Annotated in this window: 7 protein-coding genes; all 7 read right to left on the minus strand. The window is 68.9% G+C overall.

Annotated features, from left to right (window positions below; genetic code table 11):
• Nucleotides 1-623: 623 nt before the first annotated feature.
• Nucleotides 624-1,238 carry a histidine phosphatase family protein gene (locus E3T28_RS06035; protein ID WP_134428894.1) on the minus strand — a complete coding sequence of 205 codons (615 nt, stop codon included), beginning with the start codon at nucleotides 1,236-1,238 and terminating at the stop codon, nucleotides 624-626.
• A gap of 297 nt (nucleotides 1,239-1,535) precedes the next feature.
• Nucleotides 1,536-2,420 carry a fructose-bisphosphatase class II family protein gene (locus E3T28_RS06040; protein ID WP_134428896.1) on the minus strand — a complete coding sequence of 295 codons (885 nt, stop codon included), beginning with the start codon at nucleotides 2,418-2,420 and terminating at the stop codon, nucleotides 1,536-1,538.
• A gap of 113 nt (nucleotides 2,421-2,533) precedes the next feature.
• Complete coding sequence (locus E3T28_RS17145) at nucleotides 2,534-5,842, minus strand: DEAD/DEAH box helicase (RefSeq protein ID WP_198417163.1); 3,309 nt, start codon at nucleotides 5,840-5,842, stop codon at nucleotides 2,534-2,536.
• A gap of 107 nt (nucleotides 5,843-5,949) precedes the next feature.
• A complete protein-coding gene (locus E3T28_RS06050) occupies nucleotides 5,950-7,503 on the minus strand; it encodes an APC family permease (protein WP_134428900.1) in 1,554 nt (517 codons plus the stop codon).
• A gap of 16 nt (nucleotides 7,504-7,519) precedes the next feature.
• Nucleotides 7,520-8,407: a universal stress protein gene (locus E3T28_RS06055; protein WP_166786941.1), complete on the minus strand. Its 888-nt coding sequence runs from the start codon at nucleotides 8,405-8,407 to the stop codon at nucleotides 7,520-7,522.
• A gap of 36 nt (nucleotides 8,408-8,443) precedes the next feature.
• Nucleotides 8,444-10,396 carry a primary-amine oxidase gene (locus tag E3T28_RS06060; protein ID WP_241979192.1) on the minus strand — a complete coding sequence of 651 codons (1,953 nt, stop codon included), beginning with the start codon at nucleotides 10,394-10,396 and terminating at the stop codon, nucleotides 8,444-8,446.
• An 85-nt stretch (nucleotides 10,397-10,481) separates the two neighbouring features.
• Nucleotides 10,482-11,912, minus strand: a complete 1,431-nt coding sequence (locus E3T28_RS06065; protein ID WP_134428906.1) for an aminobutyraldehyde dehydrogenase — start codon at nucleotides 11,910-11,912, stop codon at nucleotides 10,482-10,484.
• Nucleotides 11,913-12,082 lie beyond the last annotated feature (170 nt).

Here is a 12,082-nt window from a genome sequence, read left to right on the forward strand (position 1 = left end):
CCGCACCACCCGCACCACCCGCACCACCCGCACCACCCGCACCACCCGCACCACCCGCACCACCCGCACCACCCGCACCACCCGCACCACCCGCACCACCCGCACCACCGCAGGAAGGCCACCCCACACGGTGGCCTTCCGCCGTTAACCAGTCGTGACTGTGCCCGTTCCGGTCGACCGTGCCCGGCACACCAGCCACTCTCGACCGGAACAGCAACACTCACGGCGGCACCGAACCCACACCGCCCCCTGCCCCGGCAACCGTCAGCGCTACAGAACCACCGGTGATGCCGCAAGCACCGACGATGTGGCCAACTCAGGAGAACCCAGCACGCCGCCCCGGGCACCCACACCCGCCCCGCACTAGTCCGCGCCGGCCGGTGGCTACGGGCGACGGATGTCCTGAATCAGCCACACCCGAAAGCCCACCTGCCAACGCGCACACACCACAACCGAAGAANGCCCACCTGCCAACGCGCACACACCACAACCGAAGAAAGCCACCCCGCACGGGAGCCAACGGGAGCCATCCGCCGCTAACCAGTGGTGACTGTGCCCGTTCGGACGCGAGTGTCCGGCACAACGGCCACTCTCGACCGGAACGGTCGCTCTCGCGGTCGGAACTAGTTCGTGGTGGGGAGGAGGTCGGCGACGGGGACTGGTTCGCCGTTGAGAATGTCGAGAGTCCAACCGGCCTCGTCGTGGACGATCACGTTGAGGGACGCGTTCCGGATCGTGTCGACGGGCTGATCGAGGGCCTGCATGAGGGTGAGACGAATCAGAGTACCGTGACTCACGACGATGATGCGGGCACCCGGGTTCTCGTGCGCGAGTAGCTGCAGGGCCTCGACTCCGCGGTCGGCCACACTGGCCTCCGTCTCAGCGCCGCGGAACCCGCCGATACCGGTGGGGCCGCCGGGCACGCGGAGCGCGTCCAACTCGGGGCCGGCGCCGAGACCCTCGGCAGGACCGTAGTTGCGCTCGACGATCTCCGGGATGCGACCGGTGACGGTAAGACCGAGGCCCTCGGCGATCAGGTCGGCCGTCTCGGCTGCGCGGCTGAGCGGCGAGGAGACGACGAAGTCCCACTCGTGCGCGGCCAGGTCACCGACGGCATCCGCTGCCTGTCCGCGACCGGTGTCATTAAGTGGGATGTCGGAGTGACCCTGGATGCGCAGTGCGGCATTCCAGTCGGTCTGGCCGTGGCGGATAAGGGCGAAGGTAGTTGTGGAACTCACCGTTCTATTCTCTCTCGTGCCGAAGGCGGGAGAGGAATCGGGTGCGGGGTGCCGGTTGTGGGGTGCCGGGGTGCCGGGGTGCAGGGGTACCGGTTGTGGGGTGTGGGTTGGCTTGGGAGGCCCCGGGGGGCTGGGTCGCCGGGTCTCGACAGGCTCGACCAGCGGGGGCTGGGTCGCCGGGTCTCGACAGGCTCGACCAGCGGGGGCTGGGTCGCCGGGTCTCGACAGGCTCGACCAGCGGGGGCTCGACCACCGGGGGCGCGGCCCGCCGCGGGTCAGGGGCGCCGACCGAGCGGGTCAGGTGGCCGGGGCCGAGGCGAACAGCACGCGCTCGCTCGACACCAGGTCGGCGGCGGTGTAGATGAGGGTGAGGTCGAGGCCCGCACTGCGTGCGGCGCCGCGCTCGGCATCACTCTGCGGGGCCATTCGGCCGAGCATGACCCCGCCGAGGGCGCGGACGGCACAGGCCGCGATGACGCCCTCCGGAGTGCCGCCGATGCCCATCGACAGGTCGACCCCGGCATCCGTCGACGCGGCGGCGATGGCCGTGGACACATCACCCTCGGCGATGCGGAGCACGCGCGCACCGGCGAACTCAAGTTCGCGGATCAGCGCGACGTGGCGTGGTTTGTCGAGCACGGCCACGGTCAGTGCGGTCTCGGGGACGCTACGTGCGGCCGCGAAGGCACGGAGATTGTGGGTGGCTGAGGCACGCAGGTCCAGAACGCCGTGACCGGCCGGGCCGGAGATGAGTTTCTCCATGTAGAAGACCCCGGCGGGATCGAACATCGTGCCTCGGGGGGAGAGGGCGATCACGCACACCGCGCCGGGCAGGCCCAGGGCCGCGAGGGTCGTGCCGTCGAGCGGGTCGACCGCGATGTCGCAGTCGGGCCCGTCACCACTGCCGAGCCGTTCGCCGTTGGCGAGCATGGGGGCGTGGTCCTTCTCGCCCTCACCGATCACGACGGTTCCGCGAAACGGGGCGGTCAGGAGCACGGCCCGCATGGCCGCGACGGCCGCCTGGTCGGCGGCGATTTTGTCGCCGCGGCCCACCCAGGGCAGCGTGGCGACTGCGGCCGCTTCGGTCGACGCGCGTACGGCGGCGACCAGCTCGGCCGGCCAGCCGTCGGCCCCTATCACGGTGGATTCGGGCCGGGGAACGAATGGACGGTGCTGCGGCATGGGCCACCTCTTGCTGGGACAGCGGTCTCGTGACCGGCAGCTGAAAGCCTACTCGTGAGGGCTGCGCGGCTGCGCGGCTGTGCGTGTCAACGTCGGGCTGTTCGGCTGCGCGGCTATGCGAGCAGTTCGCGGATGTCGGCGGCGGTCAGGGCGGTTCCGCGTGCCGCCGCAGTCGTCATCACGCTCTCGAACAGGCGAGCCTTCGTGGCCTTGAGGGCCATCACCTTCTCCTCGATCGTGTCCCGAGAGACCAGGCGGTAGACGAAGACGTTCTTCGTCTGGCCGATGCGGTGCATGCGGTCCACGGCCTGCGCCTCGGTGGCCGGGTTCCACCACGGGTCGAGCAGGATGGCGTAGTCGGCCTCGGTCAGGTTGAGGCCGAACCCGCCGGCCTTGAGGCTGATCAGGAACACCGAATCGTCGCCGGTCTTGAAGCCGTCGATCACCTGTGCGCGGTCGCGGGTCTTGCCGTCGAGGTAGGAGTAGCTGATGCCGGCGGCATCGAGGCGCGCGCGGGCCTTGCCCAGGTACTGGGTGAACTGGCTGAAGATGAGGGTGCGGTGCCCGCCGGCGACGATGTCGTCGAGGAGCTCGAGGAGCACGTCGAGTTTGGTCGACGGAAGGTCGGCGTATTTCTCGTCGTAGAGGCTGGCATCGAGGCTGAGCTGGCGCAACATGGTGAGCGAGCGGAAGATCTCGAACCGGTTCGCGTTCATATCGTCGATCAGCCCGAGCACCTTCTGGCGCTCCCGTTGCAGGTGCGTGTCGTAGACCGCGCGGTGCTTCGGGTGCAGGGTCAGTTCGAGCACCTGCTCCTGTTTGGTGGGCAGGTCGCCGGCCACCTGCTCCTTCGTGCGGCGCAGCATGAACGGGCGGATGCGGCGGCGCAGTTGGTCGAGCCGGTCTTCGGCGGCATCCCGCTCGATCGGCTTCTGGTAGTAATCGCCGAAGCGGCCGGGGCTGGGAAACAGCCCCGGTGCCGTGATCGACAGCAGCGACCAGAACTCCATCAGGTTGTTTTCCAGCGGCGTGCCCGTGATCGCGAGCTTGAACGGGGCGTCCAGGCGGCGGGCGCACTGGTGGGCGCGGGACTTGCGGTTCTTCACGAACTGGGCCTCGTCGAGCAGAAGGCCCGACCAGGCCAGGGCTTCGTAGTCGCCGAAGTCCAACCGGAACAGTGTGTACGAGGTGAGCACGACATCCGCGTCGGCGTGCAGCGAGGCCAGGGTGGTGCTGCGCTTGCCGGCGGTCTCGGTGATCGCGGCCACCCGCAGGCCGGGCGCGAACCGGGTGCACTCGGCGGCCCAGTTGGAGACGACGCTGGTCGGAGCCACAACCAGGAACGGCGCGCTCACCCCCGGCTGTTCCCGCACCCGTTCCATCAGGGCGATGGCCTGCAGGGTCTTGCCGAGGCCCATGTCGTCTGCGAGGATGCCGCCCAGCTGGTGGTCGTAGAGAAAACTCAGCCACTCGAAACCGGCCTGCTGGTAGCCGCGCAGGGTGGCGTCGACCCCCGCTGGCAGCGTCTGCTCCGGGATCTGGGCGACGTCGGTGAGCCCCGACACGGTGTCGCGCCACGCGGCCGCCTGGCCGGCGACAACCCCGAGGGCCTGCAGCTCTTCCCAGAGGTCGGCTTGGAACGGGCTGATCCCCAGGGACTCTGCTCCGGCGTCCTGCAGTCCGCGCGCCTCCTCGATCAGCCGGCGGAGCGTGTGCAGTTCGGGGCGGTCGAGGCTGAAATACGTGCCGCTGGGCAGGATCATCAGTTGCTGCCCGGTCGCCAGGGCCCGGAACAAGCTGTCGAACGGGATTTCCTCGCCGTCGATGCTGACCGACACCTGCAGGTCGAACCAGTCCCGGTTGCCGGGGCGTTCGGTGGTGCCCACGGTGATCACCGGCGCCTCGTCGGCACGGCGGTACTCCGGCGCGTCCCCGGCGACCAGGACGGTGACGTGATCGGCCGCCCCCAGGGTTGGCGCCACCGTGTCGAGGAAGCCGAGCATGGCGGTGCCGGACAGGGTGGCCCGCTCGATCAGGACCGGCCGGCCGGTCTGCTGACCGACCAGCGTCGGCACGGAGGCGAGCAACGGGTGCACCCCATGCAGGATCTGCCCCTCGCGGGTGCCGTCGCGAAACCTGCTGTCGCCGGGCGCCGGGCGGAGCGGCTGGTGGTATTCCGGGTAGTGCCACTCCCAGTGCAGGGCGATGCGGGCATCCGTCTGGTGCGTGATGGTCAGGGCCAGCACCGGCTGCGGGGTCTCCGGCAGGGCGAACGAGTCGTCCCGGCTGGTCACGGCGATGCGGTGGCGGAGGAACGGGTAGAACTCGGTCAGGAAGTCGGCCTCGTCGGCCCCGGGCACGGCGATGCTGTCTGAGGCGGCCATGGCGCGCAGTTCCCGGCTGATCTCGCCCGAGAGCGGGGCGAGCGTGATCTGAGGGGCGCCGCCGAGCGGGTCGGCCCAGGTGTAGACGCCGTGGGCCGGGTTGCCGATGAACCCGAAGGTGCCACGCTTCTGCGGTTCGTCGCCCAGCAGCAGGGTGGGGTGCAGTGTGAGGCCGTCGGAGGCGCGACGGATGTCCAGCTCCAGGCCCGCAGGAACGGGTGAGATGAGTACCGAATCCTGCTCCTCCGTGGCGGAGACCAGGGGAAGTCCGGTGTTCGCCGCGTCGGCGAGTAGGTCCCAGAGCGACCGGTCGGGGAACGCATCGATGGGGATCCACTGTGCCGCCGTCGCGTAGTACGGCCGCGCCGCGAACTGCAGGGCGTAGATCGCCGAGAGCACCCTCAGCTGGCTGCGGTCGAGGGAGCCGTCGGTGGTCAGGTTCTCCCAGGTGACGCTGCCCCGGATCCACTTGCCTTGCTTGCCCATCACCACGGGCCGGGCCGCGAGCCGCCGGAGCCCCGGCTGGCCGGCGAAACGGCTGGATTCCGGAGCGAGGAGCTGGAACTGGAGTGCGAGCCGGGTCTTACTGCCTGCCGCCGCCGAATCCGGACGCGCCAGCGGGGCCAGCGCGCTGCGCCACGCGGCCCGTGCGGGGAACACGGCCGGGGCGGAACCGGGCTCGCGGCCCAGGAGAGTGTCGTGGGTGTCTGAGTCACCCGGAACCCGGCCGAGGCTGCCCCTCACGGCACCGCCCTGGCTGTCGATCAGCAGCGCGGCGACATGCTTGCAGTTTCGCTTCATCGGGCAGGTGCAGACGCCGGATGCCCGCACCGTTGCGCCGGTGGAATCAAGGGTGAACGAGACGGTCACCGAATAGGGCGTGCGGTGCGAACCGCGCACAGAGCCGAAGAGCTGGGTGCCCGAACCGAACCAGGTCTCAACCTCGACGTGGCCGTTGCGGGCGTAGCGTTCGCCGCGCGAGAAGGCCTGGCTGCCCACAAGGAGCGCGATGTCGTGGGAGCTGAGCGTGTGGGCCATGGCGGGACCCATTCTTCCATGTGCCCTGGCCGAGCCGCGCCCTGGCCGAGCCGTGCCCGGCCGGGGCAGGCCCGGCCGGGGCAGGCCCGGCCGGTTACGGCAGGGGGCTACTCCACGTGCCCGTGTTCCTTCGAGGATCCCGTTGTCAGCGTTTTCCCCTGGAAGAAGTCCGGGTTGACCCTGTGCTGGATGAGCATCAGCACGATGCCACCGATGAAGAGCACCATAGCGAGGATGAAGACGAGTCCGACACCGCCGATGTTCGACCCGCTGCCGTAGTCGGGGTTCATGCTGTCGTACAGCGTGGTGGCGAAGATGACCAGCAGGATGACACCGCCGATCAGCGGTGCCAGGAGCTTGAGCAGGATGGCCCGGGGGCCGTGCAGCGAGTCACGGAAGTACCAGACGCAGGCGAACGCGGTGACCCCGTAGTAGAAGCAGATCATCATGCCCAGAGTGAGGATGGTGTCGGTGAGCACATCCGTGCTGAGCACGCGCATGATCGCGTAGAAGCCCCAGGCCACGGCGCCCGCCATCACGGTGGCGAAGGCCGGGGACTTGTAGCGCGGGCTGATCGAGGCGAACCGTTTCGGGAACGCCTTGTAGTGGCCCATCGAGAGCATGGTGCGCGCCGGCCCGACGAAGGTCGACTGGAGCGACGCGGCCGAACTCGACAACACGGCCAGCGACATCAGGATGGCGAAGGGGCCCATTACCGGTCCGGCCAGGGGGGCGAATACATTGCCCTGGATCTCCTCATTGCCGAGGCCGAATTCGCCGGCACCGACGCCGGAGAACATCAGGGTGGCGACCGCCACGAGGATGTACAGCGCGAAGATGATGCCGATGGTCAGCGTCGCCGCGCGCCCGGGGGTGGTCTTCGGGTTCCTGGTCTCCTCGTTCATGGTCAGGGTGACGTCCCAACCCCAGAAGATGAAGATCGAGAGCGAGACCCCGGCTGCGAAGGCCGAGAACGAGGGGGCGAGGAACGGGTTGAACCAGTCGGCACTGAATGCCAGCGCGTCGAAGGCGGTGCCTTCGGCGACCTGGGTCAGGGCGGCGACGCTGAACCAGACCAGCACGACCAGCTGGAAGGCGACGAGCACGTACTGCACGGCCTTGGTGGTCTCCATGCCGCGGTAGGAGACGTAGGCGGCCGCCACCATGAACACCAGACAGGTGAGCACGTTGATCACCGCGTTGTTGGTCAGGTCGGCGAGGCCAGGGTTGCCGAACAGCTGCGCGAGCATCAGATAGAAGAAGTCGACGGCGACTCCGGCCAGGTTGGAGAGCACGACCACGGTCGCGACGATCAGACCCCAGCCGCCCATCCAGCCCAGCCACGGCCCGAAGGCGCGGGTGGCCCAGGTGAAGGACGTGCCGGCATCCGGCATGGCGTTGTTGAGTTCGCGATAGCCGAGCGCCACCAGCAGCATGGGGATGAACCCCACCAGGAAGATGCCGGGCATCTGGGCGCCGACGGCCGCGACGGTCGGGCCGAGGGAGGCCGTCAGGGTGTACGCCGGCGCGATGCTCGAGATGCCGATGACCGTGGCGCCGAGCAGCCCGATCGAGCCGGCGCTGAGGCCCTTTTCGGACAGGCCGCCGGTGAGGGTGGTGGTGCCGGGCGTGGAGCCCGAGGAGGGAGATTGGCTAGTCATAGGACTGTCCTTTCGGTCAGTGCGGCTTACGGGCGTCAGTGCCGGTGGGAACCACGATGAGGGGAACGGGGAGCGCGTGCAGCATGCGGTGAGCGGTGATGCCGAGGAAGATCGTGGTCGGCTGGGCCAGCCGGCTGGACCCGACGAAGGCGATTTCGGACTGCTGCCAGTCGAGGGCCTCGACGGCGGTCTCGACGCTGTGACCGGACCCGACCTCGGTGGTGATGGTGCCGCTCGCCTTCGACCGGCTCTGGAAGTACTCCAGCACGCCGGCGAGGTGGGCCTGGCTCTCGGTGACCTCGACCGGGTGTCGACGACCGGCGTCGACCTCCACGAGCGTGACGAAGCGCAGGTCGACGGTGAGGTCCTCCGAGAAGGCCACCAGCGAGTCGAGCAGCGCCTTCCAGCCCGGCCGGGTGCCGATGGCGCAGGTGATCCGGGTCAGCTGCGCGGGAGCCTGGTAGCCGCGGGGAGCGAGCGCGACGGGCACCGGTGAGGCGTGCAGGAGCGCGCTGGCGACACTGCCGATCGTGAATCGGTTCATCAGGCCGCGGCGCGAGGCCCCGACGACGATGCGGTCCGAGTCGAACGTGCGGGCGGCCTGGAGCAGTCCCTCCGTGGTGGAGTCGGCGTAGAGCAGATGCGTGGTGGCGACCACGTCATCGGGAACCAGGGCCCGGCCCTGTTCGAGCCATTCGAGGGCCTGCGCCTCGAGCAGCGCCTGGTAGTCGGGGGAGGACACGGCGCCGACCCGGGCCGGGACGGTGGACGAATGATGCGGAAGCACAAGGCACAGACGCAGCTCGGAGCGGGTCAGGCGCGCCAGCGCGACACCCAGCTCGACGGTGTCATTGCCCCGTTCGGTCGCTTCGTAGGCGACGACGTAGTTGGCTACTCGGGTCACGCTGGTTTCTCCCTCGGTTCGCGACGGGTGTCGCACTCAGTGGTCATGGTGGTCTGCGTCGTGCGCGTGCTGGGCGTGCTCGTCCGGCGCACAGTGCGCCGGACGCGGTTCCACATCGAGCGACGGATTGCGGTCGAAGAAACCGACCGGCTTGAGCCAGAACGACACGGTATCGACGGCCATGATCGGCCACTCCTCCGGCCGGGTGATGTGGTGGATGCCGAAAACATACCAGAGCACGACATCCGCGTTCCGCACCGGCCGTCCGGCCTGGATCCACTCGGGTAGGCCGTGGTCGACCGCGCTCTGGTTCACGAACTCGCCGCACGGCCAACGCTCGGTCTCGTCGTTCGGGGTGACCCAGACCGTGTGCCCGATCACCTGGGCGCGCTGGAGAGCGGGCGCCGAACGGTCGAAGAAGGAGGGGATGGCGCCGCCGGGCACCAGCTTGTAGGACACCGGCGTGCCGAGGCCGTTGAGCAAGTTCTCGTTCACGACCTTCCAGGCCCGCTGGGTGTCCCAGTTGTAGTCGTCGAACCCCTCGGTCTCGATCGGGGTGTTCTGCTGCGTGAGCGCGAGGCCGAGCGGGTTCGCGGCGCTGATCGGCTCGACCTGGGTCTCGGTGCGGAACACCGTGTTCTCCGGGCCGTCGACGTCGAGGTCCATCCGGGCCACGATGAAATGCTGGTGGAACGGCGCGTAGGTGCGCGTGTCGACCAGGGTGCCGTTGGGGTGCGGCTGGCCCTCGTCGAGGTGGGTCACCACCATGATTCCGGTGGCGCGCACCTCGCACTCCATGTTGCCGTCCTGGTAGAAGCGCCAGTAGACGAGGTACTCGTAGTTCGCGACCGTGACGTGGAAGGACACGACGAGCCGGCGCATCCGTCGCACCTCGGCACTGCCGTTGTGGTCGACGTGCTTCCAGAGCACCGCGTTGTCTTCCTCGTGGATGCAGAACGCGTTCGGGATGCTGTACGGCTCGCCCTTGCTGTTGTGCAGCACGGCGTCGAGGTAGCGGATTTCGCCCAGGCAATCGCAGCCGAGTTCGAGCGAGGTGGTCATGAAGCCCAGACCCCACTCGCCGACGTCGAAGGCCGTGCGGCGGAAGTGGTCGACACTGGGGTCGCGGTACGGCACGACCATCTCCGCGAACGACAACCGGTTGGCGATGGGGCGCACCCGGCCCCCGTCCCGGTAGCCCACGGTGTGCAGGGTCATGCCTTCTCGGTAGTTGAACCCCACCCGCAGTGACCAGTTCTGCCACTGCACCAGGTTGCCGTCGAGTGTGAAGCTCGGGCCGTCGGGCTGCACGATGTCGAGCGGCGTCAGCGTCGGGCGCTCGCTTCGATCCCGGATGCGCCGGGGCACCAGGTGCGGCACGTATTCGCCCATTCCCGCCGGAGGTTCGACCGTGAACGAGTCCTCGACCTCGAGCAGTTCCATGCTGTTGACGTCGAGCACGAAGTGGAGGCCGCTGACCGGCCCCGCGTAGGGGTTGGCTTCCGTGGATGCCCGCACCCAGACGTCCGACCAGCCCAGGCGGCGGCCGCGGTACCGGTCGGGGATGACGGCGTCGCCGTAGGTCCAGGTGTCGATGAAGACCAGGTCGAGGTCGGTGATCCCCCGGCGGGCGAGGGCGGCGATCACGTCGGGGTGGGCGCGGAGGGCGGCGTCGGCCTCCTCCCACTCGTCGACGGTGAAGTTCGCCTGCATCCCCGGAACGGTGTCCCACTCGAACAGGGCGTCGGTCGTGAGCGACACGACGCCGACCCAGGTGGTGTTCTCGGCACGGTTGAGCACGACCAGCCGGGCGCGACGGTCAGGAACCGCTCCCGTGGCCGCGAACCCGGCGACGGCGCTCCGGGAGGGCTCGACCAGCTCGATCGAGGTGAACCGCCACCCGTCGGCGACGCCGCGCTCACGGGCGAGAACGGCCACGGCGGCGGTGAACTCAACGGCGGACAGCGGGTCGAGCGGATGGAATGTCAACGATCTTCCTCTGTTCTCCATGAATCGGGCGGTCTGTGGTCGGGCTTCTGGGTCGAGCCTGTCGAGACCCGGTTGTCGAGGCCGGTTATTCGAGCGCGCTCATCACATGCTTGATCCGGGTGTAGTCCTCGACGCCGTACATCGACAGGTCCTTGCCGTAACCGGACTGCTTGAACCCGCCGTGCGGCATCTCGGCGGTCAGCAGGATGTGGGTGTTGATCCACACCGCGCCGAAGTCGAGGTCGCGGGAGACCCGCATGGCCGTGGCGTGGTCGCGAGTCCAGACGCTGGACGCCAACGCATAGTTGACATCGTTCGCGAGCGTGACCGCGTCCTCCTCCGAGCTGAAGGGCTGCACCGTGATCACCGGGCCGAACGTTTCCTCCTGCACGATCGCATCCGTTTGCCGCACCTGGGTGACAACGGTGGGCTCGAAGTAGAAGCCCTCGGTACCGACCTGGTGGCCGCCGGTGGCGATCACGGCGTGGTCGGGCAGGGCGGCGACCTTCCGCACGACGTCGCCGAAGTGGTTGACGTTGTTGAGCGGACCGAAGTAGTTGTCGGCGTCGTCGGCCGACCCGGTGGTGCGGCCGCGGGCCTCGGCGACGAAGGCCTCGACGAACTCGTCGTGGATCGACTCGTGCACGAGTACCCGGGTGATGGCCGTGCAGTCCTGCCCGGCGTTGTAGAAGGAGAAGTCGGCGATGGCGGCGGCGGTCTTCGCCACGTCCACGCCGGCGAAGACCAGGGCCGGCGCCTTGCCACCGAGCTCGAGGTGGGCCCGCTTGAGCGTCTTCGCGGCGCCTGCGGCGACGGCCATGCCGGCCCGCACGCTGCCGGTGATCGAGACCAGGCCCGGCACCGGATGCTCGACGATCGCGGCCCCGGTCCCGCCGTTTCCGAGCACGATGTTCATCACGCCGTCGGGGAGGATGCCCTGGCTGATCCGGGCGAGTTCGAGGGTCGACTCGGGGGTGGTGTCGCTGGGCTTGAGAACGAGGGTGTTGCCGGCGGCCAGCGCCGGGCCGATCTTCCAGATCGCCATCAGGAAGGGGAAGTTCCACGGGGTGACCTGGCCGACCACACCGATCGGCTCCCGGCGCACCCAGGAAGTCATGCCGGGCAGGTATTCACCGGCGGACTTGCCCTCGAGCAGGCGGGCGGCACCCGCGAAGAAACGCAGCTGGTCGGCACCGGCCGCGACCTCGTCGGCGGCGATCGTGGCACGGGGCTGACCGGTGTTGCGGTGCTGGGCCTCCACGATGGCGTCGCTCTCGGCGTCGATCGCGTCAGCGAGGCGCAGCAGCGCGCGCTGTCGTTCGGAGGGGGTTGTGCGCCCCCAGGTGCGGAAGGCGCTCTTCGCGGCGGTCATCGCATCGTCGACGTCGGCCGCTGTGGACACCGGGGCCAGCGCGACCAGGCGTCCCGTCGTGGGATCGACGATGTGAAGCAGCTCGGTGCCGGCGGGAGCGACGAAGCGGCCATTGATGAAGTTTTTAAGGGTGGGGGTGGCCACGGGCCTGATCCTCTGCGCTGAGTATAGAAACGGGTCTTTTGTTCGGTAAGTATGGCATCCGACAGAGGAATCCGGATACCCCGGGGGAAATTGAGTCGTGACGGGGGGTGCAGGCGGGCCTTGCGGGCCCGTTCGCCCCCGAACCGCTGGCGCGTTTTCCCGATGTCCTC

The sequence above is a fragment of the Cryobacterium sinapicolor genome (assembly GCF_004403465.1).
Classification (GTDB): Bacteria; Actinomycetota; Actinomycetes; order Actinomycetales; family Microbacteriaceae; genus Cryobacterium; species Cryobacterium sinapicolor.

Excerpts from the sequence above, each read along its gene's own strand:
- E3T28_RS06040 (WP_134428896.1), bottom strand. The coding sequence starts at position 2,420 with ATGCCGCAGCACCGTCCATTCGTTCCCCGGCCCGAATCCACCGTGATA.
- E3T28_RS17145 (WP_198417163.1), bottom strand. The coding sequence starts at position 5,842 with ATGGCCCACACGCTCAGCTCCCACGACATCGCGCTCCTTGTGGGCAGC.
- E3T28_RS06050 (WP_134428900.1), bottom strand. The coding sequence starts at position 7,503 with ATGACTAGCCAATCTCCCTCCTCGGGCTCCACGCCCGGCACCACCACC.